The following is a 25823-nucleotide window of genomic DNA, read 5'->3' as shown; positions in this document are numbered from 1 at the left end:
GATGAACAGACTACTATTACTGACTGGCCTGCTGGTGGCCCTCTCCGCGCATTACGTATCGGGGCAGGTGCTGGCCGATGATGCCGAGGGTAAAACCTCGATCGTGCAGTACAGCAATTCGGTCAACCTCGACCTGGCCAAAGCTGCGCTCTCGGTTGGCTACAACAATTTCCGGGCGTTTAAAATCGCCGATAAGCCACAACGGCTCTGGGGGCTGTCGGCGTCGGCACGCAACGCCGACGGGGTCGGGACCCTGTTTAGCGCGGGTAAGTTTCAGCCCCAGTCGCGGCTGCAGGGGTTTGTAGGCATACGCACCAAACAGATCAGCCGGCGCGACCAGACCGACCTGGCGTATTTGCGGCAACAGCTCAGCAACGTGCCCGACGCCCATGCCGTGGCCCGGCTCAAAGCGCTTAAAAACCACCGGCCCGCCATCGATTCGCTGCTGAGTCGGCAGAAAACGCTGACGCTGGTCGACCGGGTCGCTATCAAAAAAGCCATCGACGGGCTGCTCGATAACGCCACGACGGGGCGTGCGCTGGTCCAGTCGCTCGATTCGCTGCGGAGCGTGTACGCTAGCACGCAGCCGGCCCGAAGCGCAGCCGTTGGGGCCATCCGCGATCTGGTCGGGGCACGGGAGCAGGCCGCCACCCGGCTCGACGCCGACGTGCAGGCGCTGTTTGCCCGCCGGCTGGGGCTGACCCGGCAGATCAATGAGCTGAACGTGCCCCGGCGCTACCGGCTCCTGTACCTGTCGGGAGGACTCAACGCGTCGTCGTTTCGCCTGTACGACCCGTCGCTGGCCGGGACGCCGGGTAACCGGTTCACACGCACGGCTTACCGGGGTGGCTTTGTCGACCTAGGTGTCAACTACGACTTTCGGGCGCACTGGCTGCTGGGCGCTTCGGTGGGCTACGAACGGGCCAACACCTTCGATAACCTGGCCAGCACCGACTATACCATACGAACAACCGAGACGGTGGGCAACCAGCAACTCATTAGCGAAACCAAATACACGGGCTATTCGGGTGACTTCCGGCTCTACGACCGGGCCAACATCCGTACCGATTTGTTGTATTTCAAGGCGCTGCCCGACTCCGATAACCAGCTGGCCTGGAATATCCTTTACACCCGGTCGTTTGTGTCGTTCGATGAGCAGGCGGCCAAAAGCCGTATCGATCTGGGAACGGCGCTCAACCTCTACAACGTGCGCAAAGGCAATTTTCTGGGTGGACTCTATCTGGAAGCCACCGACATCACCAACAGCCAGCAGGCCGACAGCAATGTATTCGGTCGGCTTTCCTTCGGCATCGTCGCCAAGTACGCTTTCCAGTCGATTGTAAACCGGTTTTAGGGGAATTTATATTTCCCTGACTACGGATTTGGATCGAAGACCCGTCCTTTCATATGGAAAGAATGCACAAAAAAACGCCCCGCTTACAGGTCGTAAGCGGGGCGTTTGGTAGGAAGTAGCGGGCTCGAACCGCTGACCTCTGCTCTGTCAAAGCAGCGCTCTGAACCAACTGAGCTAACCTCCTTTGCTGGTGCAAAATTAGGCATTTTCGCCGGCTTCCAAAGGCACCCGGTAAACTTTTTGCGACGGAATCCGGGCCAGCAGCGCCAACCCAATGATAAACAGTACCAAAAGGGCCAGCACGGAGTTGCGCATACTACCCGTTACTTGCTCCATCAACCCGTACACCAGCGTGCCAAGCACGATCGAGAGCTTTTCGGTGACGTCGTAGAAGCTGAAAAAGGAAGCCGTATCGGTGCCGGCCGGGATGAGTTTGGAATACGTCGAGCGCGACAGCGACTGGATGCCGCCCATCACCAGCCCCACCACCGCAGCCAGCCCGAAAAACTGGTACTCGGTCTGCACGAAGTAAGCCCCGGCGCAGATGCCCGTCCAGATCAGTACGGCAATCATCAGCGCGTAGGTGTTGCCCAGCCGTTCGGAGAGCCGCGAAAACCCGTAGGCACCGGCAATGGCCACCAGCTGAATGAGCAGGATGGTAATGATCAGGCTTTGGGCGGGCAGCTTCAGCTCGTCGCTGCCGAAGATGGTGGCTACGTACATAACCGTCTGCACGCCCATGCTGTAGACAAAGAAAGCGACGAGAAATCGCCGGGCCAGCGGGAGCTGCTGCAACTGGGCCCACACGCGCCGAAGCTCGCGGAATCCATTCAGCAGAAAGCCCTCTGATCGAACCGCTGCAACTGCCCGCGCTGCTCCGGTGCCGGCCACATCGGGCAGGCGGTTGAACGGAATCTGGGCGAAACCCACCCACCAGAGGCCCACCGTCAGGAAAGCCAGCCGCGAGGCCATCGCTTCGCTGACGTTGCCGAACCACTCCCGTTTCAGAATCACCACCAGGTTTAGCACCATGAGCAGCACACTGCCGATATACCCCATCGAGAACCCCCGGGCACTGACCCGGTCGTACTGGTCTTCGGTAGCAATGTCGGGCAGGTAGGAGTTGTAGAAAACGATGCTGCCACTCCAGCCGATCAGGCTGAGCCAGAAGCAGAGGACGGCGAAGGTGGTAGTTTCCCGGGTAAAGAAATAGAGCAGGCTGCAACTGATGGCGCCCAGGTAACAAAACGCCTTCATGAACGCTTTTTTGCGGCCACTGTAGTCGGCCAGGGCCGAGCAGATGGGCGACAGCAGGGCCGTAAACAGAAAAGCCGCCGAGATGGAGTAGGAGAAAAGAACCGAGTTCTTGATCGACAGCCCCAGAAAGTCGATTACCGGCCCGCCCGCTTCGTTGAGGGCCGTAGCCGAAAAGTAAACGGGAAAAATGCTGGACACAATCACCAGCGAGTGTACGGAGTTGGCCCAGTCATAAAAAGTCCAGGCCCGCAGCGTACGGGGGTTGTTCTTCATGGTGCGCTTGTGTGATTGAGTGAATGAGCGATTAAGGCTGTTTTGCGGTAACAGAAATGCATTAGAACCTGCAAATAGCGACCATTTTGGTAGTTTCCAAAGAGGCAGGTGCCCGGCTCGAATCACTCAATCACACAAGGTACTCAATCACAATTGTTACAACGCCGGCGAGAACTCCAGATTGATCGGCGTGTCTTTGCCGTCGACGGGGGCGCTCTGGCGGAGAATCATTTTGCTGCGGTTCAGCTCGATAAGCGGAAAATTGCCTTTAAACTGCTTCACATCGACATCGATCGATTTGTTGTCCGTCGCCAGGGTCCAGGTGCCGCCGTTGACCACGATATTGCCCTGCGTCGGGTCGAGCGCCCGCACGGTGTTGTCGTTCCGGAACTGCATGTTCAGGTCGAACAGCAGGTTGGTAGTCAGGTTGAGCCGGTTACGGTTCAGGGTGGCACCGCTGGCATCGGTTACGTTGCTGACCCGCCAGTTGTTGCCCACCAGCAACTCCGTCTGGGAAGCGGCCGTGGGAGCCGGACTATTGGTATCCGAGCAGGCCATCAGGCCGGTCGTCAACAGGAGCAGGGCGGTCAGCAACCGCGAAAGGGAAAGAGCCGTATTAGTCATGGTTGCATGCATAGCGTTGATCGGATAACGAACCCATCGGGTCAGGCATTGTTTAGCCAGTGGCCCCCGGCCGGGCGCCGGTTCGGGGTTAAATTTCCATAGATTTGCCCAAAATCCAACGTATGCGGGGTCTATCGACGGTTTTAAGAGGTATCGGAACAGGGCTGCTTTTAGCGTACGGCCTGGCGGCCGGCGCGCAGCAGCAGTGCGCTCAGCGGCTCACGTTTACCCCCGTTAGTCAGCCCAACCGCATCGAGTGGAGTAAGTTTCCCGACTTTTCGCTGGCCTTTCCGGTGGTCTACTGCGGCCCCCGGCTGGGCGATACGCAGGCCAGTCCGCTGCGGCACGGCTTCAGCTACCTCAACCAGGTTGCTCCGGCTGAGTTTGGCACGCTGGTACAGCCCCGGCAGTGGGCGCCCATCTACTACGGCTTTGCCACGGGCCTGAATCAGCCCTGGGAAACACTGCAAAGCCCCTTCGGCAACGACCTGACCGCCTACCAGCGCAAATGGGATGCGTGGCTGCGCGATCTGTCGGGCGGGCGCACCAATGCCGCCGGCCAGTACGTGCTGCCGGTCGGGCGGCTGCTGCTCGACATTGAACGGATTCTGGAAACCGACACGCAGATACTCCGTCTGAAAGCCAACCCGAGTGTGCCGGTTGCCTACCGCAACCTGCCCGACGCCCAGTTTCTGGTTGCCTACAAACGGGCCATTCGTAACCTCTACGCCGACGGGGCGCGCTACGTCCGGCAGCGGGCCGACCTGACGGGTATCACCCTGGGCAGCTACGCCGATGCGCCCATCCTGAATACGTATTTCAACATCCCGACCTTTAGCTGGGCCGACTGGACCACCAACCTCGGCCGGGTGAACTACCTCGTCAAGGATTCGACCGAGGTGCGGGTAGGGGGGCCTTATTACGACCAGCTTGATGAATTGTCGCCATCGGCTTATTTCGACTACGACTACCCCAATCCGCTGGCCCCCGACTATCTGGCCTACCTGCTGTTTCAGATCGAAGTCAACCGGGCCTGGAGCGCCAAACCCGTCGTGCCGTTTGTGAGCGTTCGCTACGCATCGTCGTCCAGTACATTTCCCGCTTTCATCCAGCCAACGATGGCCGAGGCCCTGGCCATTTTCCCGGTTTTTTCGGGGGCCGGGGGGCTGTGGCTCTGGGACGATCCGACGCTCGAAACCACCCGCACGACCGATGTCCTGGCGGCCTACGAACACTTCACGCACGGCCTCTACCGCCTGTCGCAGTTCAACGATATGCTGCAGGGCAGCGAACCCGTCATCGACGCCCCTGCGCGCGATCTGCTGGCGGGTAAGCAACCCGTGTGGCGGGGCCTTGTAAAGGGCAACAACATTCTGATTGCCGCCCAGAACCCCTACGCTACCGAGGGCCAGAAAACCAGCCTGACCGTGCGTTACAAAGACTGGCAGCAAGTGATCGAACTAACCGGCCGCGAGGTGTACCTGTGCCGGTTCGACCGGAGCCTGGTAACGGCTACCGAGCCCGCGCTGGGCGTGGTGACTGTGTCGCCCAACCCGGCCCAGACCCAGCTGACCGTATCGCTGAGCCAGCCGCCCAGAGCCGGCACGGAACTAACGCTGACCGACGCCACGGGCCGCATCCTCAGCCGGCTGGCTGTAAGCAGCCAGCAAACCAGCCTGAGCGTAGCCGACTGGCCCGCCGGGGTCTACGTGGTGCGCATCAGCCAGGGCCGCGATAGTCAGACCAGCCGGGTGCTGTTAACCCGATAGGCGGCAATCACCGCCCTAACCAACCCAACGTATGCCAAACCAGCTTCAATACGAAACCAGCCCATACCTGCTCCAGCACGCCAACAACCCCGTCGACTGGTATCCGTGGGGCGACGAAGCCCTGAACCGGGCCATCGACGAAGACAAACCCATTCTGGTCAGTATCGGCTATTCGGCCTGTCACTGGTGCCACGTGATGGAGCGCGAATCATTCGAGAAAGAAGGTATTGCCGGGCTTATGAATGCCCACTTCATCTGCATCAAAGTCGACCGCGAGGAGCGCCCCGATGTCGACGCGATTTACATGGACGCCGTGCAGGCGATGGGGGTGCAGGGCGGGTGGCCACTCAATGTCTTTCTGATGCCCGATGCCAGGCCCTTCTACGGCGTCACTTACCTGCCCCCGCAGAACTGGGTCAACCTGCTGGGCAGCATCCGCGATGCCTTTGTCGACCACCGCGATGAGCTGACCCGATCGGCCGAGGGGTTTGCGCAGGAACTGAACCTGAGCGATGCCGAGCGATACGGCCTGGTGGGTAGCGACCTCCACATCACCCCTGAGCTGCTCGATGCCATGGCCCGGAAGGTGCTGGTGAAGGCCGATGCTGCCAAAGGGGGCACGGGCCGTGCGCCCAAGTTTCCGATGCCCGTTATCTGGCGGTTCCTGCTGCGCTACCAAGCCACGGCCGACCGGCTGAATCCGCTGGCACCGGAGATCGACGCGGCTCTGCGTACCACCCTGCTTACCCTCGACCGCATGGCGCTGGGGGGCATCTACGACCAGCTAGGGGGTGGCTTTGCCCGCTATTCGACTGATGCCGACTGGCTGGCGCCCCACTTCGAGAAAATGCTCTACGACAACGGGCAGCTGCTGACGCTGTACGCCGAAGCCTACAGCCTGACCCGCCGGCCGCTGTACCGACAGGTGGTGTACCAGACCATCGCCTTTGCCCAGCGCGAGTTGCTGAGCCCCGAGGGCGGCTTCTATTCGGCCCTCGACGCCGACAGCGAAGGGGTAGAGGGTAAGTTCTATACCTTCACCGCCCCCGAGCTGCGGGCGGTGCTGGGCGAGGACTATGACTGGTTTGCCGACCTCTACAGCCTGACCGAAGGCGGCAACTGGGATCCGGGCCACAACCAGCCGCCCGTCAATATTCTGCACCGCACCGAAACCGACGAACTGTTTGCCGGGCGCATGGGGTGGTCGGCCGATGAACTGGCCACGCGGCTGGCGGGCGCGCACGAGCGGCTGCTGGCTGTGCGCAACGAACGCATCCGGCCGGGCCTGGATGATAAAATCCTGTGTTCGTGGAATGGGCTGATGCTGAAAGGACTGGCCACGGCTTACCGCGTATTTGGCGAACCGGAGTTTCTGACGCTGGCGCTTAGGCAGGCTTTTTTCCTGCTCCGCAAGATGCGCGACAGCCGCAACAACAACCGGCTCTGGCACAGCTACAAGCTGGGTCGCGCCAAACAGGTTGGTTTTCTGGACGATTATGCCGCCGTGATCGACGGCCTGCTGGCGCTCTATCAGGCCACGTTTACCGAAAGCTGGCTCACCGAAGCCGACGGACTGATGCAGTACGTACTCGCCAACTTCAGCGATCCCGCCGACAGCGATCAGGCCGACCCGCTGTTCTTTTTTACCGACAAAAACGGCGAAGAACTCATTGCCCGCAAAAAAGAGCTGTTCGACAACGTCATACCGTCGTCGAATGCCATGATAGCCGAAAACCTGCTCACATTGAGTCTGCTGCTCGAACGCCCGGAATACGCTGACCGCGCCGACCGCATGCTGGGTCGGGTATTGCCGCTGGTGCAGCAGAATGCCGATTACCTGGCGCACTGGGCCGGTCTGCTGGCGCTCCGGGCTCGCCCCACCGCCGAAATCGCCCTCGTCGGCCCCGATGCCGACGCACTGCGGGCCGAGATCGATACCGTCTACTACCCCAACAAAGTGCTGAGCGGCACCACCGACCGCAGTCAGTTGCCACTCCTGCAGGACCGGGGGCTGGTGGCCGGCCAGACCGCTATCTATGTTTGTTACAACCGAACCTGCCAGCTGCCGGTTACCTCGGTCGAGGCCATGTGGCCGCTGCTGCAGTAGGCCGGGGCCGCACACCGGGGTCAGTGGCAGTGGTCGAGGTAAATCCGGTCGGGCGTAAACACCACGTTTACGGTACGGTGACTGCCATTGCAGTGAACCAGACTGATTTCCTGACCCGGTGGCGCCAGGGTTGTCAAGTCGGCGGGGAGACCCACCTGCTGCAGACAAGGCTGTTGCTGGAGCCAGTGCTCGAACGCGTGGAGATTATGGTCCATCGGTTCGGTGGGGTCGAGGGTGTCGAGATAATCGGCAATGGAGCGATCGACCCCACCGAACAGGGTTGTTTCGGCGGCCGGCTGCCCACGGTTGGCAGGCCATTGGTCGCAGAAGGTGGGGGGCTCATGGTGAGCGCAGGCCGCCGGAAGCAGGGCGGTAAGCAGGACAGCGGAGAACGTAGTGCGCATACGAAGCAGCGTTGACAGGGCGGAGACAGCGGTCTATACCGGTAAGACGCCCACTGGAAGGCAGCAGTTGGAACGCGTTGCCACGTTGGCCGGGCAGGAAGGGCCGGTAATACGCAACTATTTGGTGCAACGGATTCATAATCAGAAGAATGACTCGGGGAGTCTCTACTGCGAAAGCGGCTTTCGTTGATTTACCGGTTCGCTATTCGCCCCAGGCCGTCAGCACGAGCGTGCGGGAGCCGCCCCGGTCCCGGTGTTCGCCCAGATAAATGCCCTGCCACGTACCCAGATTAAGCTGTCCGTCGGTGATCGGAATGGTAACGGCGTGGCCCAGCAGAGCCGCTTTCAGGTGAGCCGGCATATCGTCGGCACCTTCGTAATTGTGCCTGAAATAAGGCACATTTTCAGGAACGGCTCGGTTGAAGAAGCTTTCGAAATCCTGCCGCACGGTCGGGTCGGCGTTTTCGTTGATGCTCAGACTGGCCGAAGTGTGCTGTATAAAAACGTGCAGCATACCCACCTGCCAGTGCCGGATGGCTGGCAGCGCCCGCAGGATGGGAGCCGTAATCAGGTGAAAGCCTCGCGGAAAGGCCGGCAGCTGGATGGTGTGCTGGATAAAAGCCATAGCAGAAAAGGGGAAAGCGTTTGCCCGGTTACCGGTAAGTAACCGGTTGTCCGAAAAACTTGAAGGCACCAAGTTAATGGCTACATTAAGCCCCACCAAACCTGTACACCACCGCTATGCTTCGATCCATTACCACCCTGACACTCTTGTTTGTTGCCCTGCTGACGGCCTGCACCGACCACCGCATTGCGCCCGGCGCGCCCGCTGCCCGGCAACGGGTGAAAACCATTGTGCTCGATAAGGGCGATGGAATTACCAACGTAACCTCATTCAGCTACGACGCAACGGGTCGGCTGGCGGGGCTAATTGCTTACCAGACCCCCGACAGCACGCAGGCGGCTGTCGACTACACAACCTATCAGTATGATGCTCAGAACCGGCTGGCTTTCGTTCGGCGCGAGACACGGCTGTTCCCGCGCGGCAGCCAGCCCAACAGTATCGAGCAGTACACCTACACCTACAACCAGGCCGGACAGGCCACGAGCCTTGCTTACGCCAACGGGTACACCCTGGCGTTTCGGTACGATGGGGCCGGTCAGCTGACGGGAGCCGGGCGTAGTTTCTCGACCGGTGGCCTCATCATCAGCGGGGGCGATAGCTATACCTTCATGGGCGGCAACCTGACCAGTTATTCGACCAGTGTCAGCGTAGCCGGCCACGGTGGCCCCGCTGGTCCGCCGTCTGGGGTTAGCAGTACGCTGACCTACGACACCAAAACCAATCCCTTCTTCGGTCGCTTCATTATTCCGGCCCCATACCCCAGCGGCTTCATCAACCTGACGTTTGGCCCCGGCGCTGTCGTTACCTATTTTGGCGGGGTCGATAATGCGCTGACGCTCAGTCAGAATAACGTGCTGACCGAAATCCTCAGTAATGGGCAGTCAGTAAGTTATGCCTACCAGTACGACGGTAGCGGGCTGCCAACCCGCCGGGTCAAAACCACCCCCAGCACGTCGGGCACTACCACCGAAACGTTGCTGTTTAGCTACGAGACGTATTAACCGATTACCGTTAAACGCCAAAGCGGGTGTCCTGACTACAGGACACCCGCTTTGGCGTTTGAGAAGGTTTCAAAATCAGGCGATTCGGTCGCTGTTTTCGCTGACGAAGGCACCCCAGGCGCCCTTCTTTGTTTTCTTAGTTGATACGGTGGGCAGGGCATTCTCGTGGAAATGGTGGCACACCGCAATGGCCAGCGCATCGGTTGCGTCGAAAAACTTGGGTTGTAAGTCCTCTTTCAGCAGTTGTCCCACCATGTGCGACACCTGATCTTTGGTGGCGTTGCCGTTGCCGGTTACCGACTGTTTGATGCGCCGGGGAGCGTACTCGATGATGGGAATGTTGCGCGACAGGGCCGCGGCCATAACCACCCCCTGGGCACGGCCCAGCTTGAGCATCGACTGCACGTTTTTACCGAAAAAAGGATCTTCAATGGCCATTTCGTCGGGGTGGTATTCGTCGATCAGGCGGATGATGGTGTCGAAGAGTTTCTGCAGCTTCAGCTGGTAGGTGCTATATTTGTTCAACTCAACGACGCCGTACTGAATCATGCTCAGTACGCCCCCTTTCACGGCGATCAGTCCGTAACCGGCGATCTGCGTGCCGGGATCGATACCCAGAATGATTTTTTCGGGAACGATGGGGCTGGTGCTGGATGATTTTACCATGGCTACGGGTGTTGAGGGGTTTTGCAAAGTAACGTATTCGCCTACATTTTGTCGCTGATCGCTCCGAATAAAATCCGTTTTTGGGCTAAAATCGCCGTTTTTGCGGGCCTGCTGGCTTACATCGGGCATGTATTATGGCAGCAGCCGTTCGACTGGGTGGTGGTGCAGCGGCAGTGGCGTACCGTCGACGATCCGGCCTGCTGGGCCATGGCGCTGCTGCTGCTGACGCCCATCAACTGGGGTTTCGAAGCGCTGAAGTGGCAGTTGCTCATCCGCCGGGTCGAAGCCGTGTCGCTGGCCGATGCCTACCAGGGCGTGCTGGCCGGCCTGACCCTTGGTTTTGCGCTGCCGGCTCAGCTTGGCGATACAACCGGTCGGGTACTGTCGCTGCGATCGGCGGGGCGGGGGGCTGCCGTCGGAGCCTCCCTCGTGTCGGGCGGCATGCAGTTCTATGTCGCCCTTGTGGCGGGGGGGCTGGCCTGGTGGCAGTACCTCCGGGTGGTGCCCGCCCGGCAAACAGCCACGAGTGCCTGGCTGCTGGGGCTGGTGCTGGCTCTGTCGGCGCTGGGCATCGTATTTGGGCTGGTGCGCCGGCCGTTGCTGCAGGGGCTGGCCAACCGGCCGCGGCTGCGTCGCTGGTCGGGCTACTGGACCATTGCGGTTGCCTACAGTAATGCCGAACTGGCCAAAGCGCTGGTGGCCGCCACGCTACGCTATGTGGTGTTTGCGGGCCAGTTCTACCTGGCCCTGCGCCTGACGGGCATTGTGTTGCCGGTCGATCTGGCCGTGTCGGGGATCGGACTGGTCTTTCTGGTCAAAACAATTACGCCGGCCTTTAACCTGCTGAGCGATCTGGGGGTGCGCGAAGCCGCGGCCCTCTGGGTGTTTGCGCCCGCGGGCCTGCCCGCACCGGTGCTGCTCACGGCTACGCTCACGCTCTGGCTCGTCAATGTCCTGCTGCCGGTGCTGACTGGACTGCTGTGGGTGTGGCGGCTCAAACTAACCACCGCATGAGCTGGCTACTGCTGCTGATCACGGGGGCCTACGCGTTGTTTACCCTGATATTGTGGTACACCTGGCGGCAGATGCCCCGCCCGGCCCCGCTTCCCGACCTGACGGGTGGGCCGCTGGTGACGGTGATCGTGCCCGTGCGCAACGAAGCCGTCGGCATCGGTGCCCTCCTGAGCGATCTGGCCCGACAGACCTACCCGCACTATGAAGTGATCATTGCCGATGATGCGTCGACCGACGACACCCGCGCCATTGTCGCCGAAGCCGCCAGCCGGGCTCCGTACCCGCTGCACCTGCTGGCGCTAACCGACGAGCGGACGGCGTCGCCCAAGAAGCGGGCGATCACACAGAGCATCGGCCGGGCGTCGGGTATACTCATCGTCACCACCGACGGCGACTGCCGCGTGGGCCCCGACTGGCTGGCGGTACTCGTGCAGCAGTACCGGCAAACGGGCGCCAGACTGCTCTCGGGACCCGTTACGTTTACAGAAGCCCGAACCCTCACCGATCAGCTGCAGACCGTGGAGTTCGCCAGTCTGATCGGGTCGGGGGCCGTAACGATGGCACTGGGCTGGCCCACCATGTGCAACGGCGCCAACCTGTGCTACGAGAAAGCCGTTTTTGCCGAGGTCGGGGGCTTCACTGGTGTCGACCACCTGGCTTCGGGCGACGACGAGCTGCTGATGCATAAAATTGCCCGGCGCCACCCGCAGGGGGTGCGCTTCGTGAGCGACCCGGCGGCCGTGGTGCAGACCGTACCCCACCGGTCGTGGTCGGCGTTTTACCAGCAGCGTAAGCGCTGGGCGAGCAAGTGGCGCGCCTATGAATCTTACGGTCCGTCGGTGCTGGCAGTGTTTATTTTTCTGAGCAACCTGGCACCAGTGGTGGCGGGGCTGGGCTGGTGGCTAACTAGTTTAAACGGAATGACGTTCTTTCTGGTTGTAGCAGGGAAGGTCGTACCGGAAGCTTTGTTTTTACGGCGGGTTCTTGTTTTTTTACAAAAAAAACCGGCTGTATGGTACATCCCGCTTACCCAGCTGGTGTATCCGCTGTACGTTCTTTTCTTCGGCATGGTGGCGCAGGGAAAAGGCTACCGCTGGAAAGGCCGTAAGCTGGAATGATCGTTTCGCCAGCCCAACGTCCAAAGCCGTTTAGGTCCGGTCTGCCCGATGGGCCTGGTCCAATGTCCAACTAGTTCTATTTAACGAAAACCGCCGTGGGATTCTTTCTGCACAAATCGAACTTCCTGTTACGCACCGTTTACCCCGAATTCTGGTGGAAGGTGGAGGGGGATGCTGATCCAACGATCTACCTGACGTTTGACGATGGACCCATCCCGGACGTAACCGAATTTGTGCTCGAACAGCTCGACCGGTACGCGGCACAGGCTACGTTTTTCTGCATCGGCGACAACGTTCGGAAACACCGCGATGTAATGTATCAGGTGCTCGAAGCGGGTCACATGGTGGGCAATCATACCCACAATCACCTCAACGGCTGGAAAACCGACGACGCGGTCTATCTCGAAAATATCCAAACCTGTCAGGAGCAGATCGGTTTCGAAACGGCCCTGTTTCGCCCCCCGTATGGCCGCATTCGCAAGACACAGGTAGCCGAGGTACTCGAACACCACGCCATTGTGATGTGGGATGTGCTCACCGGCGACTTCGACTCGTCGATTCCGGCCGATGTGTGTCTGCGTAAGACCATTCAGCTGACCGAACCCGGTTCGATCGTCGTATTCCATGACAGCCTGAAAGCCTGGCCGACCATGCGCTATGTGCTGCCCCGCATGCTGGCCCACTTCGCCGAACGCGGCTACACCTTCCGGGCCGTACCGCAGCCCATCTATGCCGGCTACTGAGCAACTACCGGTTGTCAGCATCCTGATTGCCGCCCGGAATGAAGCCCATACCATCGATCACTGCCTGCGGGCAGTGGCCCAACTGACGTATCCACCCGAGCGGCTGGAGGTGCTGATTGGCAACGACCAGTCGACCGACGATACAGCCGCGGTGGTGCAGGCCTTTATTGCCGGTCGCCCCCCATTCCGACTGGTCAGCATTGCACCTGCGCAAGGGCATTTGCGGGGCAAAGCCAACGTGCTGGCCCAGCTGGCGCAGCAGGCCCGGGGCCAATGCCTGTTTTTTACGGATGCCGATACGCGGGTGCCACCCGACTGGATCGAGTCGCTGCTCGGCGCTGACTGGTCGGCAGCCAATACCCGTACACCGGGGTCACGGCCGGTGGGCATCTGGACGGGCGTCACCCTGCCCGACGGCCCCGCGCTCTTCCACCGCCTGCAGGCCATCGACTGGCTCTACAACCTGACCCTCAGCAGCTGGCTGAGCGGGCAGGGGATTGCTGTAACGGCCATGGGCAACAACATGGCCGTTAGCCGGCAGGCCTACGACGCGGTGGGTGGCTACGAACAGCTCCCGTTTTCGGTGGTGGAGGATTACGCGCTGTTTCGGGCCGTGACGAGACAGGGGTACGGCTTTCGCAACCGGGTCAGCGCGGCCGTACTGGCCCACACCGAACCAGTCGACACGCTGGGCGCCTGGCTCAATCAGCGGAAACGCTGGATGCGGGGCGCCAGCCAGCTACCCGCCTGGCTTGTGGCCGGGCTCTACACCCAGTACCTGGCGCTGCCGCTGCTAATGCTGCTGGCGTGGGTATCACCAACCTGGGCGGTCGCGATCTACGCCGTACACCTAATCGTGCAGACGGGGATTATCTGGGGCGGGTTGCGGCAGATCAGCCGAACCAGCTGGTGGGCCTATGCGTTCTTTTTCGAGGGCTACCAACTGGTGTTGGGCCCTCTGGCTGTGCTGTATTACTGGTGGCCGGTCCGGATTCGCTGGAAAGAACGAACGTACGAATGACTTTTATCGATACCCATGCGCACATCTACGATGCGCAGTTTACCGCTGAGCTGGCGCCCGATGCCCAGCCCGGCCTGATTGCCCACACGCAGCAGCAGGGCGTTAGCCAGATCTGGATGCCCAACTGCGCCCGCGAAACCATTGATCCCATGATCGCGCTGGCCGACCGATATCCCGGGGTGTGTCTGCCCATGATGGGCCTGCATCCGGCCTATGTCAACGAAACCGTCGATGCCGAACTCGACGCCGTGGAGTCGTGGCTGAACAAGCGGCCGTTTCTGGCCGTGGGGGAGATCGGCCTCGATTTCTACTGGGACATGACCCACGTCGACCGGCAGTTTATGGCCTTCGAAACGCAACTGCGCTGGGCCGCCGAGCGGAAACTGTTTGTGTCGATGCACACCCGCTCGGGCCACGACCGCAACGCGTTTACCGAAGCCGCCGATTGCATCGAAAAACTCGCCCTGCCGGGTCTGACTGGTATTTTTCACTGTTTCGTCGGCACGCTCAGCGAAGCCCGCCGGGCCATCGAAATGGGCTTCAAGCTGGGCATTGGGGGCGTGAGCACCTTTAAAAACAGCGGGCTCGACAAGGTACTGCCGCATTTGTTGCCCGAACACCTCGTGCTCGAAACCGATGCGCCGTACCTGGCGCCTGTTCCGTATCGGGGCAAGCGCAACGAGCCGGCTTATATTCCGCTGATTGCGCAGCGCGTGGCCGATCTGCTGGAGCTACCCGTGGCCGAACTGGCCCGCCAAACTACCGCCAACGCGCTGGCGCTTTGCCAGACTACCCGCGCAGCCACGCCCGCCTAAGCCGGGGCATACGGGCCGATTCGGTAAAACCAGGCCGGTTTTACCGAATCGGCCTTACTTTTGCGGCATGACTTACAAAACCGTTTGCCTAACTCCTGCCCAGCCACGAGCCGAAACCACTACGCAGCCGGCGCGGTCGGTGCTGGTCATCTACACGGGCGGTACGTTCGGCATGGTCTACGACCCCAAAGCCAGCCAGCTGATTCCCTTCGATTTCGAACAGGTACTCGACCGCCTGCCCGAGCTGAGCCGGCTCGATTTCAACATCACCATTACAACCCTCAACGAGATCATCGATTCGTCGAATATGACCCCGGCGATCTGGGTCGAGCTGGGTAAACTGATCCAGAAAAATTACAGCAGCTACGACAGTTTTGTGATTCTACACGGTACCGACACTATGGCCTATACGGCATCGGCACTGAGCTTTATGCTGTCGGGCCTGAACAAACCCATTATCCTGACGGGGGCTCAGCTACCCATCGGGGTGGCGCGGTCCGATGCCCGCGAAAATTTCATTACGGCCCTGGAGATTGCCGCGGCCCGCGAAGGCGATCAGCCTATTGTGCCTGAGGTTTGCGTATATTTCAACTCGCTGCTGTTACGCGGCAACCGATCCACCAAGCAGGAGAGTGTACAGTTCAACGCGTTTGCCTCGGAAAATTACCCGCACCTGGCCAACGCCGGCGTCAGTATCGACTACAACCGGCCCTACATCCGCCCGGTGCAGCCCACGGCCACCCTGGCGCTGCAAACCGAAATCGATACCAACGTGGCCATCCTGAAACTTTTCCCCGGCATAACCCCGGCAGTGGTAGGGGCCGTGCTGAATACCCCTGGTCTGCGCGGGCTGGTGCTCGAAACCTACGGCGCTGGCAATGCGCCCACCGACACCTGGTTTCTGGATTTGCTGAAAGTTGCCATCGACCGGGGCCTGGTGATCTATAACGTGTCGCAGTGCGAAGGAGGGCGCGTAACGCAGGGGCATTACCAGACCAGTAAACGCATGTCTGAGATTGGCGTAGTGAGCGGAGCCGACAGTACTACCGAAGCCGCCATCACGAAGCTGATGGTGTTGCTGGGCCGGGAAACCGATCCGGCGCGGGTGCGGGCGTTGCTGGGCATCCCGCTATGTGGTGAAATGACGGTCTGAAAATTTTTTCGGTTTCGGTATTGCGTATGTAAAAGCAACCCTACATATTTGCAGTCCCAAACCACACAGAGAGCTGCCGGAGTGGTCGAACGGGTCTGATTCGAAATCAGAAGTACTCGCAAGGGTACCGGGGGTTCGAATCCCTCGCTCTCTGCCAAACTAAAGCGCAATAGATTGATTGTCAATCTGTTGCGCTTTTTTCTTTCGCCGTTTTTTTGAACTGCCGAACCGCTGTTTGCCCCGGGCAGTGGGTATTACCGGAGTGGCTCATGGCACCTGCGCGGTTGCAGCTGCGCAGGCATCAGGTTTCAGAAACCCGCGCTTACGTGGCTAGTGAGTGGAATGAGTTACCTGCCGGGCCAGGTCAGGCAGGACAGGCGTAAAGGCGCTGCTTGAAAGCCAGACGAGTTCCCGGGCCAGTTCCTGCCGATTGGCCTGCCAAGCGGCCCGGGTGCAACCATGGAGTCGGTCAGGCCGCTTTTTCTTCCGGTTCGGCACTAAGCAGGGTAAGTACCTGCGTAATGACCGGATCGCCGGGCGCGTAAAAGATTTCTTTCCCCTGTCGCCGGCTGACCAGAATCGACCGATCTTTCATTTTACTCAGGTGGGCCGACAGCAGGGCCTGCTCGATCACGAGCCGCTCACCAATCGACGACACGTTTAACTCGCCCTCCTCGTTCAGCAGGCTCAGGATGCGCATCCGAACGGGATGCGCCAGTATTTTTAGCCGATAGGCTAACTTATCATATTTCTTCTGATCATTCATCGGTGTGTTGTCTAAAGCGGACATTTGATTTGTGGAGTGCTGGTCACCCGGTGCAGGAACGGCCGGCAGAATCGTTGATTCGAATATATATCACTAAGTTACCGAAATATTTAAAACGTAAATATTTTTTTCTGGAAGATTTGCCAAAAAAGGCTTAAAAACTGCTATTCATCGAAATATATAGCCCGAAGCGGTCGGCCAACGCCATTCTTGTATCAACAACGGCGAACACGTACCGGTACATTTTTAACCGCATCCACCGACAAGGCTATGAAAACGATTCTGAACGACGAGCAAGTTATCCGGCTGTATCTGAATACGAAACCAAACGATTGTTTCGAAACGCTATACAATCGATATGTCAAGAAGGTTTATAGCCGCTGTTATTCCTTAACGAAAGATGCCGACAAAGCGCACGACTACACGCAGGATATTTTTGTGAAGGTATTTGCGCGGTTGAACGACTTTAAGGGGCGCTCGACGTTCTCGACCTGGCTATACTCGGTTTCGTATAACTATTGCATGGATCAGCTGCGGGGAGCCAGCCGGACGATGACAATGCCGCTTGCCGATACAATGGAAGAATGGCACGCTACGGGCACCGAAGAAGCAGAACTGCGCGAACAGCAGCTGCAACAGCTGGCCCATGCCATGACGCAGCTATCGCCCCAGGAGTCGATGCTGTTGCAACTGAAGTATCAGGAAGGGCTTGAGATCAGAGAGATCGCGCTGCAGCTTGATATCAATGAATGTGCCGTGAAGATGCGGCTGAAACGCTCGCGCGATAAAGTGCGCCGGCTGTGCGACCAGAACATGGGTCGGCAGCAGGCAATGGCCTAGACGCCAGCTATAACGCTGCTATCAGACCGTAACCGGATACAACTAAAAGCCCGTAGTTGCAAAAGCGCAGCTACGGGCAGTTTCATTAGGGAGATGAGGGTGTTCCGATCAGACACCACGCCCCTGAATCAGGCGCAGGATGATGGCGATAACAGCGATAACAAGCAGTACGTGGATCAGACCACCCAGGCCAAAGCTGTTGAATCCAAGAAAGCCCAGCAGCCAGATGATGATCAGTACGACTGCGATGGTGTACAGTAAGTTGCCCATGATAGCGAGATTAATGATGGTTCGTACTATCTAACTACGATGGGTTAAAATGTTCTTAAATAGATAAAAAAATGTGAGGAAGTGGCCCTGCTGAGCTTCACCCAGGCAATCAGTTACCTACTTTAATGAACTTGCGCCGACACCGGTAACAGATAAATCCTTTGGTTGGCAGAAAGAAGAGCAGGCTCTTGACGAGCGCGGGGCGCGACACACGATCAAGATCGACTGTGCTTCCGCAGGATGGACAGCGGTTACTGAGGGTAAACCGGTAGAGGAACAGGCATGCAGGAACGAGCCCTCCTGCAAGTAAACCTGTGGATATGAACATATTCATGGCTGTATTATGGTTTTCAGAGGTAAGCAAATCTACTTATATCCCCAGCAGCCTTATAGTCCTACACGATAATTATGTCTGTATTTACTAAACGGTATGAAGCGGCTGGCAGTCGGTCGTCTGGACGCTTTTAAAATGAGGCCGCTCACCGGTTAGGCTAGTCTTCGAGGAAGACAAAAAAGTGGTTCAGAATCGCCCCCTGTCGATTCTGAACCACTTTTTGTTCGGATCAATCCGTACAAGAAATCAATTGTCTCTTTGTTGAGCGACGTAGTGCCAGCGCCCACGGGATACACTGGCTAGGCCCAGCTTCTGGTCGACATCGGCAAACAGACGGCGGCTAACCGGCATCCATGTATCGCCAATGGCAATTTCGGCCAGCTTGGGAGCCAGCAACCGGGTAGCCGTTACGTAGGCTGGATTGACGGCAAACTGACGGTGGATTCGGACAAAGTCCTGTAATTCGAGAAGGCAGGCCTTCAGGGTTTTGGCCAGCAGCCAGGTCGTTGAGTCCGACAGATGGACAGTGGTGTAATTATTATTGCTTGTTAAGTGGGTTATGGTGTTAGCCTGATCGAGCAGGTTAATTCGTTTCATCAGTAGTTGTTGGACGGTTTACGGTGAGATGTACGGTTTTCGGCAGTGCAAGGATTTAAATCTGTTGAGGAGATATGGTTTCACGGGAAATTTTTGCGAAAACCACTCCGTACCTGGTTGACCTTGCATACAAGGGTCATTCTGCCTACCTTTGCGGCACAATTAGGGCCTGGCTGGCAGTAGGCAGTCATTTTCTGAGCGTATAGAGAGGTGTCCGAGTGGTTGAAGGAGCACGCCTGGAAAGTGTGTATACGGGCAACCGTATCGAGGGTTCGAATCCCTTCCTCTCTGCAAATAGTCTGAACTAACCCGTCGAGTTGCCCACTACAGACCCTGTAGCGGGCTTTTTTTTGCCTTTTCTAAGCCGGAAAGACCAGGCTGGGTGTAAAATACTCCATTCAAGTAACCACCCCGTTGCATAGTCGCCCCTACCGTCCACAAAATATACCCTGCCGTCAGTAAAATCAAGCGACGTGTAGGTCAGGATAGTGACATCTGGTCGTCTGTCCACCTCTCACAAAATGACGGGGAAGCCTGAATTACAGGCAAATGAATGTTCTATTTGAGCATCGTAGAAGAAGATGGGTCGGATTCTTCCAACTTTATTGCCGCATTACCGAAGGGGGCGCACAGACAAATATTGGTTCGACCGGTGTTACCATTGTTGACAGCCACTGGGATGGTCGTGAAGTCACCCAGAGCGATCCGCAGGTTGACTTCAAAAACGAGCACCTCGGTATCATGCACGAGCGGCTGCTGGCCATCAACAACGACCTGATTTGGGACAAGCAGGCCATCACGGCCGAAAAAATCTACCGGGCCTACTGGCATCAGGGTAAAGTACACTCTCCAATGACGACTGTTTTTGAACGCTACCTGCGCGATTCGGCGGCTGATCCGGAGTCCAAGCTGAGCCCCGGGACTGTAGATGTTTATGAACGGGTTCGTAAGAAATTGATCGACTTCCCCATCCACGGGAAAGCCCTGAATCTGCCGGCCGAAGATTTCGACGTGCTATGGGCCAAAAAATTCCGGCGGTGGATGGCCAGCGTACCCCATAAGACCGGAACGGGGCATGCCGAGAGCGACATCATCACACCGAGTCAGACACCACAGCCTACGTACTGGTTGAATAACCAGCCGTAGAAAGTCCGTAACAGGATAGCCCCAATAGTTCCCATCCTTGAGCCTATTGGCGCCTATCTGGCAGGCGCATCCTAAGTATTAGTCTGGCTACTGAATAGGATTAATGTAGAAACATCCTTCTTAAACGATTGGTTGAGTTGAGCGTGCCTAGTTTTGCAGACCTGATTAAGCAGAGTAGCCATTCACCAGGTGCCATTTAAATCAATCTTTTACCAATGGATTATTGCATAACCTATTTCAGTACGGCGGTTCCCACAACGACTGAACCGGTTGTCGTCGACATCGTCAATGTGAGCCGGACCAAGAATGCTTCCCTCAACATTACCGGTGTACTGCTGTACATAAACGGGCACATCGTTCAGGTACTGGAAGGCGAACAGCAGGCCGTTGAGGCATTGTACAAACGCATTCAGGCTGATGATAGACACACCGATGTGCGGACCGTACTCGAACGGCCAATCATACAGCGCTTGTTCAGCCAGTGGTATATGGGGTATGAAACGCTGACTACGCAGCAGTATGATGAAGTGCGGGCGATTGTTCCCATCGACCCGGAGGTCACGCTGCTCGAGGATATCGATCAGCCCGTGGTGGTGCGCATGCTCAAAGGTTTTTTTGAACTCAACAGCCGACTGCGGGCTCACTGATCGCTCTTTTTTTGCCGTGCGATAAAACAGATGTGATCGAATCTTAGCCTACAAATGTTCATTTAAAGCATACAGGCTTATCCAAACTTAATGACGGAAAATTCGGAACTGTTTCCTTTCTGGTCGGGTCAACAGGCTGCTCAGGAACGATTATACCATGCGATCAGGGCCGCCCAGCTGGGCACTTGGAACCTCAGTGTCGACAGCCAGCAGATATGGTGGGATACAAGTTGTCAGCAGCTATTCGGTTGTCAGGGGCAGCCTGTCGTTGAGTTTTCGGCGTTTCTGAGTGTCATTCATGAGCAGGATCGGCAACGGGTCAACGATAACATTCAGGCCGCGCTCGATCCCAGTTTGTCGGGCCTATACGACGATCTGTTCCGGGTTATGGCAACTGAAAACTCGGCGGAACGATGGCTCCATATGCAGGGCCGCGCTTATATCGATATAGTCGGGTCTGCTTACCGGCTGTCCGGCGTAGTTCGTGATGTAACGGCCCAGGTACAAATCCGCCAGCAGCTCGAAATCAGCAAAGCTCGTTTCAACAGTCTGATTGTGAACTCCCCGACGGCCACGGTATTGTTTGTGGGCCCGGATATCGTTATTGAAAGCGTTAATGCGCCCATGTTGCGCATTTGGGGCGCCGACGAAACGGTGGTTGGTCAGCCGCTCACCAAGGCGCTGCCGCACCTGGCCGCCGAGCCCATGGTTGAGCTACTGCAGAAAGTATTCAGCACGGGCGAAACCTACCACCATGCCGAGAAACCAGCCCGCATTGCCGTCGACGGTCAATGGAAAGAATCCTGGTTTAATTTTGCCTACAGTCCGGCCTACACACCCGACGGCAAGATATACGGTGTGATCAATACCGCGACCGACATAACCGATCAAATGCTTTTGCTGAAGGAAAGTGAGCAGCGGTACCGCCTGCTTTCCGAAGAACTGGAACTGCGCGTGCAGGAGCGCACCCGTGAGTTGGCCGAAGCCATCGATGATCTGAAGCAATCCAACGATAATCTACAGCAGTTTGCCTACGTAGCCTCGCATGACCTGCAGGAGCCACTGCGTAAGATACAGCAGTTCGGTGATCTGCTTATGAGCCAGTATGGCCATCAACTGGAAGGCACTGGAACCGATTACCTGAAGCGGATGCAGCTGGCTGCCAGCCGGATGTCGCGGCTTATCCGGGACTTGCTTACCTTCTCACGGATCTCAACCCGGCAGCAGGCCGCCAGCCAGGTACCGCTATCCGAAATTGTCCGTCAGGCGATGATTGATCTGGAACTGGTCATCAGCGAATCACAGGCTGTCATAGACGTTGGTGCATTACCCGTTGTGGCGGGCGATGTAGTACAACTGGGCCAGCTCTTTCAGAACTTACTGAGCAATGCACTTAAGTTTAGTCGCACGGACCAGTCTGGGGCCAAAACAGTGCCCCACATCCGCATTGCTTCGTACCGGGTGGCGGCCGATCAATTACCGGCGGCTATCAAGCCGAGCCGGCAGGCGGATGCCTACCACCGGATTGAGGTAAGTGACAACGGGATCGGTTTCGACGAACGATACCTCGACCGGATTTTTCAGGTTTTTCAGCGACTCGAAAAAAAAGGCCTGTTTGCAGGAACCGGCATTGGGCTGGCGATCTGTCAGCGCGTGGCGGTTAGTCACGGCGGGGCTATAACGGCCTCCAGCCGGCCCGGCGAAGGGGCAACGTTCAGTGTTTACCTGCCGGTTTGCTAATGTCGGCTAACTGTTGACAGGTGACGTACCAAGATGTAGTATTATCTTGTACCTACTTAAAAAAAAGCAGACCAAGACTGTGCGGCCTGGCTCGGTAGGTTATGGCGAATTGGGAAATTAAAAAAGAGAAAACAAGTCTACCAGCTGGAATGCTGTTTTGGTTTTATTGTTACTTGAGCCAGATCATGATCCTCCTCCTCTTCGCTATGAAGCTTTGGTGGTAATTGGACAGTGTCAAACCAGTAGGTTCGTATCAGTCCCAGGAAATCTTTCCAGCCAGCGTAGCTGTGGGGCTTAAAATGAAAACTGGACGCTCCTGCATCATACGACTTTTTAACGTTGTGAGCTGATGTGTCCGTGGTAAGCATAACGACCGGAATGGAGAAGGTTCGGCGTTTTTGCCGCACCAATGCCAAAACGTCGAAGCCGGTGAATGTGTCATCCAGATGCACATCGAGCAGAATAAGACGGGGCAGTGGCTTATCCGAATCAGTAAGGTAGGCTCTGGCCTGAGCCACACTGGTCAGAAAAACAACTGCAGCGGCCGGGAATGAAGCACTCATCGCCCGGGTGACGATGCCTCGTAAATTAGCATCATCGTCGATGAACAGGATTAACGGATTGGCAGGCATACAGTAGTAAATCGATCGATTAAATCGATGCAAAGAACAAAAATATAACCGATCCCCATGAAAATGATGCCATTGAGTCGTTTCAAGTATTTTTACCCTATCTAAAAAGAAGGCAGTCCGGCTAATAGGCCCGGCTGTCTGTCAAAGGATTGCCTGCATAGCAGGCGATTGATAGGGAGTGAATGGTGAAAGGATTTATTGATAGCGATCGTAGATGATCGTCATCATAAAACGTCAATCTTACCAAGGTATCAGAGGCAAACAGGCGTGAAGAACCTATCCGGCAATAACGCGACGACAAAGCCGAATCCCCAGCGCGATATATACCATTAGAAGGCTAGTTTCAAGAAGGCACTCCAGGTGATTCGTTCGGTAAATGCCCTGGTTAAGGTCTGTGAACCAATCTGTAAGGGCCAGATAAAAGCCACCCGTAACAATAGCTGTCATGAGGGTGCCCAGCATCATGAATATAAACGTGATCGGATTCATAGTGTAAACGTTAAGTAAGTGGATAAGTAACTCACGCAAAATGGTTCGGTGCGCAGAGCGTATCCAACAGAGAGTTGAAGTACACAAGCGTACGTATCAAGCCGTAGGGCCTGGAAAACAAAAAGGGTTAGCTGATATGACTACGACCCCGTTTGGCCAGTCGTGGCAATTACTAGTTCCTATCCTGGCTGGCGTTACCGAGGCACTTGGCGAGCAGGTAATTGGAAGGCTTAGCCTGATTTCTGTTGTAGACAGAATGGATGAAGCCGGCTTTCGGAAAAACGGAACTCCTGCGAAAATGTTTCCTGGTGCTGTAAAAAGGCCACCTGCTCCTTACCGGAGGTGTCGAGTAAGGGCAGGTGGATACAAGTATTCAGCATGTTGTCTTATCGGGTGCCAAAAAAGTAGCGGAAGTCAGGCCTGTTGAAGCACTGGCTTCGCGCCTGCACGGCAATCAGGACTGCTTGACCGGACGGGCAGGGGTCGTTCTGGACCGGGTTACCATTGTAGTAAGCCATTGCTTTCGCAAACCGATGTAATATCCCGCCTGATCCGGATAACGCAGCAGCTGACCGGCATCGTAGCCGACCGAAGCACTAATATCGGCCCCGCCCAGCCAGCGGACCGGCTTGCTGAGCGACGCCAGTGCCGAAAACTGATTTATGCCACCTGGAAACGGTCTGGAAAACAGGCCGAAGTTCTGGCTGTAAGACGCTTGCAGGCGGTATTGCCAGTAACGCACCACACCGTTTCTGGACTGCGTAGGCAGGTAACCCATGATGGCCCCATTGAAGGCGAGCAGCCGGTTGTTGTTAATACCATATAAGCCACTAATACGTGTCCCATCGGCTTTATCGCCATAAAAAGGCTGTCCGCCCAGGGCCGGATTTGTGCTGGCCGTCTGGCTGATAAATGGATTACCAATGGTTCTGCCCCGATACGACCAGCCATCGGGGTACTGGCCGTTGATGTAATAGTTTTCGGGTTCGCCCCCGAGGGTTCTGCCAAAGTGTATGTACCCCTGACTCTGGGTATTGAAAACTTCGACAACGGCATCCTGCACCCTGGCATACCGTTTTTTACTCATAAGTCGAAGCCCGTAGAGACCATCCTCGATGTTGCGAAAATTGTACAGCTTACGACCAATGTCGTAAAAATGCTGCTGGTAAAAGGTAACGGTCGTTGCCGGCAAGTTGAGAGCTATGGCCAGCTCGGCCGTGCCGCGGTGATCGCCAACCCGGTTTTGATCGTAGGTGGTAAATTTGGAGAGGTTTTTTAGGGCATCGGTTTTAGCGGGCACTACCACGTTGTAAAAGGCCTCCCAACTGGTTGCCAGCTGTCCGTGAAACGCGGTATTGGGGTCCGTCTCCAGAAAAGGGGCGTAGCCGCTCCACTGAACCTGATGGTCGAAAGCACCCATGACATGAAAACGGGCAGTTGGTTTGCCCAGCCGGATAGCAATGCCTTTCTGGTGGAGAAAAGAACCCTTCACGTAGGTCTGTTGCCCAAACCAGCCATGACTGAAGTAAGCCTTGAGTGCTACAAACTGGCGCGTAAAGCCAAGTGGTGTAAAAACGGGAATGCTGATCTGAACGCGGGGCATTGGCTGGGCATTTCTCGACCAGCTGAAAGAGCCCATGGATAGGGGACTTTCAGCCAAACCCAGTACCTGTTTGCGTCGACCGGCAAACAGCTCAAAAACCCCCAGCTTTCCCTTCAGATAAGCCTCCGTAAGCAAGACCTGTTGCTGTCTGCCGACCTGACCAATCAGTTCCAGCCCACCACCCCAGTCGGTGCGGGGTCGGCGGGCTGTGGCGGAGTCGGAGCGATAGCCAATGGTAGTTGCGGCCCGTAACCAGCCCGTGGCCGATTGGGTCGGCACCGTGCCGTATTGATTTGTCTGAAACCAGAACGGCGTTTCGGGTGTAGAGGAACCCCAGTAGCCAAGCTCCGCCTGTGACAATACCGGGCGGTATACGTCGGATTGCGATTGAGCCAGACAGCTGTTCAGGGGTGAAAAAGTTAGCTGGGCTAACGGGATTAGCACGGTGATTTTTAAACAGCCAGCAAGAGACTGGCGTAGGTAGACCATTTTTTGCATAACGATGAACGCGCATTACGGACACAGGTGGTCATGGTCTGTCTCTGAAATGCGATCAACTATTTCAGAAACAGACGAAGGAAAACCATCCAGACCAGGCTGTGTCGGTAGACTAGTAAATAGGGACCTGTAGCGCCACTTTGTAAGGCCAGTCGGGACGTTGGGTAAGTTCCTTTCCTAGCTGGCGTTACCGAAGCACTTGGCGAGTAGGTAGTTGGAAGACTTAGTCGGCCAGCTTTTGAAAAACGGCTCAAGACCTTAAGTACAAATAACCGGCGATTTATATGATTGTTACCCCCTGCTATGAGAAAATGAGC

The 25823-nt window shown here is 57.1% G+C and carries 24 protein-coding genes and 3 tRNA genes; 16 read left to right on the top strand and 11 right to left on the bottom strand.

Translation table 11 applies throughout. The features are described from left to right. Window position 1: 1 nt before the first annotated feature. Window positions 2-1354 carry a hypothetical protein gene (locus ACYVAC_RS10740; RefSeq protein WP_461097650.1) on the top strand — a complete coding sequence of 451 codons (1353 nt, stop codon included), beginning with the start codon at window positions 2-4 and terminating at the stop codon, window positions 1352-1354. Window positions 1355-1460: 106 nt separating this feature from the next. On the opposite strand, the gene ACYVAC_RS10735 is transcribed toward ACYVAC_RS10740, so the two are convergent. The 3 genes from ACYVAC_RS10735 to ACYVAC_RS10725 all read right to left on the bottom strand — a co-directional run bounded on the left by ACYVAC_RS10735 (window position 1461) and on the right by ACYVAC_RS10725 (window position 3520). Next, window positions 1461-1538, bottom strand: a tRNA-Val gene (locus tag ACYVAC_RS10735). Window positions 1539-1552: 14 nt separating this feature from the next. Next, on the bottom strand, window positions 1553-2884 hold the full coding sequence (locus ACYVAC_RS10730) for an MFS transporter (RefSeq protein ID WP_461097649.1): 1332 nt from the start codon (window positions 2882-2884) through the stop codon (window positions 1553-1555). Between the two features lie 156 nt (window positions 2885-3040). Then, on the bottom strand, window positions 3041-3520 hold the full coding sequence (locus ACYVAC_RS10725) for a hypothetical protein (protein WP_461097648.1): 480 nt from the start codon (window positions 3518-3520) through the stop codon (window positions 3041-3043). Between the two features lie 110 nt (window positions 3521-3630). Here ACYVAC_RS10725 and ACYVAC_RS10720 point away from each other — a divergent pair, with 110 nt between their 5' ends. Together ACYVAC_RS10720 and ACYVAC_RS10715 are read left to right on the top strand one after the other, a co-directional pair. Next, window positions 3631-5277: a T9SS type A sorting domain-containing protein gene (locus ACYVAC_RS10720; protein ID WP_461097647.1), complete on the top strand. Its 1647-nt coding sequence runs from the start codon at window positions 3631-3633 to the stop codon at window positions 5275-5277. A gap of 31 nt (window positions 5278-5308) precedes the next feature. After that, entirely contained in the window at window positions 5309-7384 is a 2076-nt protein-coding gene (locus tag ACYVAC_RS10715; protein WP_461097646.1) for a thioredoxin domain-containing protein, read from the top strand. A gap of 20 nt (window positions 7385-7404) precedes the next feature. Here ACYVAC_RS10715 and ACYVAC_RS10710 read toward each other — a convergent pair whose 3' ends face one another. Together ACYVAC_RS10710 and ACYVAC_RS10705 are read right to left on the bottom strand one after the other, a co-directional pair. After that, window positions 7405-7788, bottom strand: a complete 384-nt coding sequence (locus ACYVAC_RS10710; protein WP_461097645.1) for a hypothetical protein — start codon at window positions 7786-7788, stop codon at window positions 7405-7407. A 202-nt stretch (window positions 7789-7990) separates the two neighbouring features. Further along, on the bottom strand, window positions 7991-8413 hold the full coding sequence (locus ACYVAC_RS10705; protein ID WP_461097644.1) for a secondary thiamine-phosphate synthase enzyme YjbQ: 423 nt from the start codon (window positions 8411-8413) through the stop codon (window positions 7991-7993). 116 nt (window positions 8414-8529) lie between these two features. On the opposite strand from ACYVAC_RS10705, the gene ACYVAC_RS10700 reads away from it, so the two are divergent. After that, on the top strand, window positions 8530-9414 hold the full coding sequence (locus tag ACYVAC_RS10700; protein ID WP_461097643.1) for a hypothetical protein: 885 nt from the start codon (window positions 8530-8532) through the stop codon (window positions 9412-9414). Between the two features lie 75 nt (window positions 9415-9489). Here the strand turns inward: ACYVAC_RS10700 and ruvC are convergent, their stop codons facing one another. Further along, on the bottom strand, window positions 9490-10080 hold the full coding sequence (gene ruvC / locus ACYVAC_RS10695; protein WP_461097642.1) for a crossover junction endodeoxyribonuclease RuvC: 591 nt from the start codon (window positions 10078-10080) through the stop codon (window positions 9490-9492). Window positions 10081-10128: 48 nt separating this feature from the next. On the opposite strand from ruvC, the gene ACYVAC_RS10690 reads away from it, so the two are divergent. From ACYVAC_RS10690 to ACYVAC_RS10660, 7 genes are all read left to right on the top strand, one after another. After that, window positions 10129-11094, top strand: coding sequence for a lysylphosphatidylglycerol synthase domain-containing protein (locus ACYVAC_RS10690; protein ID WP_461097641.1), 966 nt, complete (start codon window positions 10129-10131; stop codon window positions 11092-11094). Then, window positions 11091-12212 carry a glycosyltransferase gene (locus ACYVAC_RS10685; RefSeq protein WP_461097640.1) on the top strand — a complete coding sequence of 374 codons (1122 nt, stop codon included), beginning with the start codon at window positions 11091-11093 and terminating at the stop codon, window positions 12210-12212. Before ACYVAC_RS10690 ends, ACYVAC_RS10685 begins: the two co-directional genes overlap by 4 nt. Window positions 12213-12307: 95 nt before the next feature. Then, complete coding sequence (locus tag ACYVAC_RS10680) at window positions 12308-12955, top strand: polysaccharide deacetylase family protein (protein WP_461097639.1); 648 nt, start codon at window positions 12308-12310, stop codon at window positions 12953-12955. Continuing rightward, window positions 12942-13976, top strand: a complete 1035-nt coding sequence (locus tag ACYVAC_RS10675; protein ID WP_461097637.1) for a glycosyltransferase — start codon at window positions 12942-12944, stop codon at window positions 13974-13976. Before ACYVAC_RS10680 ends, ACYVAC_RS10675 begins: the two co-directional genes overlap by 14 nt. Next, window positions 13973-14791, top strand: a complete 819-nt coding sequence (locus ACYVAC_RS10670) for a TatD family hydrolase (protein WP_461097636.1) — start codon at window positions 13973-13975, stop codon at window positions 14789-14791. Before ACYVAC_RS10675 ends, ACYVAC_RS10670 begins: the two co-directional genes overlap by 4 nt. Before the next feature lie 67 nt (window positions 14792-14858). Next, complete coding sequence (locus tag ACYVAC_RS10665) at window positions 14859-15944, top strand: asparaginase (protein WP_461097635.1); 1086 nt, start codon at window positions 14859-14861, stop codon at window positions 15942-15944. Window positions 15945-16011: 67 nt separating this feature from the next. Then, a tRNA-Ser gene (locus tag ACYVAC_RS10660) sits at window positions 16012-16101 on the top strand. A gap of 312 nt (window positions 16102-16413) precedes the next feature. On the opposite strand, the gene ACYVAC_RS10655 is transcribed toward ACYVAC_RS10660, so the two are convergent. Continuing rightward, a complete protein-coding gene (locus tag ACYVAC_RS10655; protein ID WP_461097634.1) occupies window positions 16414-16710 on the bottom strand; it encodes an ArsR/SmtB family transcription factor in 297 nt (98 codons plus the stop codon). 270 nt (window positions 16711-16980) lie between these two features. On the opposite strand from ACYVAC_RS10655, the gene ACYVAC_RS10650 reads away from it, so the two are divergent. Further along, window positions 16981-17550 (top strand): RNA polymerase sigma factor, encoded by a 570-nt coding sequence (locus tag ACYVAC_RS10650; RefSeq protein WP_461097633.1) that lies wholly within the window; start codon window positions 16981-16983, stop codon window positions 17548-17550. 108 nt (window positions 17551-17658) lie between these two features. Here the strand turns inward: ACYVAC_RS10650 and ACYVAC_RS10645 are convergent, their stop codons facing one another. Both ACYVAC_RS10645 and ACYVAC_RS10640 read right to left on the bottom strand, forming a co-directional pair. After that, window positions 17659-17820, bottom strand: a complete 162-nt coding sequence (locus tag ACYVAC_RS10645; protein ID WP_106138859.1) for a lmo0937 family membrane protein — start codon at window positions 17818-17820, stop codon at window positions 17659-17661. A 580-nt stretch (window positions 17821-18400) separates the two neighbouring features. After that, on the bottom strand, window positions 18401-18751 hold the full coding sequence (locus tag ACYVAC_RS10640; RefSeq protein WP_461097632.1) for a LytTR family DNA-binding domain-containing protein: 351 nt from the start codon (window positions 18749-18751) through the stop codon (window positions 18401-18403). A gap of 204 nt (window positions 18752-18955) precedes the next feature. On the opposite strand from ACYVAC_RS10640, the gene ACYVAC_RS10635 reads away from it, so the two are divergent. The 4 genes from ACYVAC_RS10635 to ACYVAC_RS10620 all read left to right on the top strand — a co-directional run bounded on the left by ACYVAC_RS10635 (window position 18956) and on the right by ACYVAC_RS10620 (window position 22284). After that, a tRNA-Ser gene (locus ACYVAC_RS10635) sits at window positions 18956-19042 on the top strand. A gap of 258 nt (window positions 19043-19300) precedes the next feature. Then, window positions 19301-19897, top strand: coding sequence for a hypothetical protein (locus tag ACYVAC_RS10630; protein WP_461097631.1), 597 nt, complete (start codon window positions 19301-19303; stop codon window positions 19895-19897). A gap of 215 nt (window positions 19898-20112) precedes the next feature. After that, complete coding sequence (locus tag ACYVAC_RS10625; protein WP_461097630.1) at window positions 20113-20544, top strand: BLUF domain-containing protein; 432 nt, start codon at window positions 20113-20115, stop codon at window positions 20542-20544. 90 nt (window positions 20545-20634) lie between these two features. After that, complete coding sequence (locus ACYVAC_RS10620; RefSeq protein WP_461097628.1) at window positions 20635-22284, top strand: ATP-binding protein; 1650 nt, start codon at window positions 20635-20637, stop codon at window positions 22282-22284. A gap of 137 nt (window positions 22285-22421) precedes the next feature. Here ACYVAC_RS10620 and ACYVAC_RS10615 read toward each other — a convergent pair whose 3' ends face one another. Both ACYVAC_RS10615 and ACYVAC_RS10610 read right to left on the bottom strand, forming a co-directional pair. Further along, window positions 22422-22916, bottom strand: a complete 495-nt coding sequence (locus tag ACYVAC_RS10615; RefSeq protein ID WP_461097627.1) for a response regulator — start codon at window positions 22914-22916, stop codon at window positions 22422-22424. Between the two features lie 943 nt (window positions 22917-23859). Continuing rightward, window positions 23860-25368: a capsule assembly Wzi family protein gene (locus tag ACYVAC_RS10610; protein WP_461097626.1), complete on the bottom strand. Its 1509-nt coding sequence runs from the start codon at window positions 25366-25368 to the stop codon at window positions 23860-23862. Window positions 25369-25823: the final 455 nt, after the last annotated feature.

It is taken from the genome of Spirosoma luteolum (assembly GCF_054778875.1).
Note: the sequence above shows the minus strand (reverse complement) of the source record. Positions and strands in the feature narration are given on the sequence as shown.

Excerpts from the sequence above, each read along its gene's own strand:
- ACYVAC_RS10740 (WP_461097650.1), top strand. The coding sequence starts at position 2 with ATGAACAGACTACTATTACTGACTGGCCTGCTGGTGGCCCTCTCCGCG.
- ACYVAC_RS10730 (WP_461097649.1), bottom strand. The coding sequence starts at position 2,884 with ATGAAGAACAACCCCCGTACGCTGCGGGCCTGGACTTTTTATGACTGG.
- ACYVAC_RS10725 (WP_461097648.1), bottom strand. The coding sequence starts at position 3,520 with ATGCATGCAACCATGACTAATACGGCTCTTTCCCTTTCGCGGTTGCTG.
- ACYVAC_RS10720 (WP_461097647.1), top strand. The coding sequence starts at position 3,631 with ATGCGGGGTCTATCGACGGTTTTAAGAGGTATCGGAACAGGGCTGCTT.
- ACYVAC_RS10715 (WP_461097646.1), top strand. The coding sequence starts at position 5,309 with ATGCCAAACCAGCTTCAATACGAAACCAGCCCATACCTGCTCCAGCAC.
- ACYVAC_RS10710 (WP_461097645.1), bottom strand. The coding sequence starts at position 7,788 with ATGCGCACTACGTTCTCCGCTGTCCTGCTTACCGCCCTGCTTCCGGCG.
- ACYVAC_RS10705 (WP_461097644.1), bottom strand. The coding sequence starts at position 8,413 with ATGGCTTTTATCCAGCACACCATCCAGCTGCCGGCCTTTCCGCGAGGC.
- ACYVAC_RS10700 (WP_461097643.1), top strand. The coding sequence starts at position 8,530 with ATGCTTCGATCCATTACCACCCTGACACTCTTGTTTGTTGCCCTGCTG.
- ruvC (WP_461097642.1), bottom strand. The coding sequence starts at position 10,080 with ATGGTAAAATCATCCAGCACCAGCCCCATCGTTCCCGAAAAAATCATT.
- ACYVAC_RS10685 (WP_461097640.1), top strand. The coding sequence starts at position 11,091 with ATGAGCTGGCTACTGCTGCTGATCACGGGGGCCTACGCGTTGTTTACC.
- ACYVAC_RS10675 (WP_461097637.1), top strand. The coding sequence starts at position 12,942 with ATGCCGGCTACTGAGCAACTACCGGTTGTCAGCATCCTGATTGCCGCC.
- ACYVAC_RS10670 (WP_461097636.1), top strand. The coding sequence starts at position 13,973 with ATGACTTTTATCGATACCCATGCGCACATCTACGATGCGCAGTTTACC.
- ACYVAC_RS10665 (WP_461097635.1), top strand. The coding sequence starts at position 14,859 with ATGACTTACAAAACCGTTTGCCTAACTCCTGCCCAGCCACGAGCCGAA.
- ACYVAC_RS10655 (WP_461097634.1), bottom strand. The coding sequence starts at position 16,710 with ATGAATGATCAGAAGAAATATGATAAGTTAGCCTATCGGCTAAAAATA.
- ACYVAC_RS10650 (WP_461097633.1), top strand. The coding sequence starts at position 16,981 with ATGAAAACGATTCTGAACGACGAGCAAGTTATCCGGCTGTATCTGAAT.
- ACYVAC_RS10645 (WP_106138859.1), bottom strand. The coding sequence starts at position 17,820 with ATGGGCAACTTACTGTACACCATCGCAGTCGTACTGATCATCATCTGG.
- ACYVAC_RS10640 (WP_461097632.1), bottom strand. The coding sequence starts at position 18,751 with ATGAAACGAATTAACCTGCTCGATCAGGCTAACACCATAACCCACTTA.
- ACYVAC_RS10630 (WP_461097631.1), top strand. The coding sequence starts at position 19,301 with ATGAATGTTCTATTTGAGCATCGTAGAAGAAGATGGGTCGGATTCTTC.
- ACYVAC_RS10625 (WP_461097630.1), top strand. The coding sequence starts at position 20,113 with ATGGATTATTGCATAACCTATTTCAGTACGGCGGTTCCCACAACGACT.
- ACYVAC_RS10620 (WP_461097628.1), top strand. The coding sequence starts at position 20,635 with ATGACGGAAAATTCGGAACTGTTTCCTTTCTGGTCGGGTCAACAGGCT.
- ACYVAC_RS10615 (WP_461097627.1), bottom strand. The coding sequence starts at position 22,916 with ATGCCTGCCAATCCGTTAATCCTGTTCATCGACGATGATGCTAATTTA.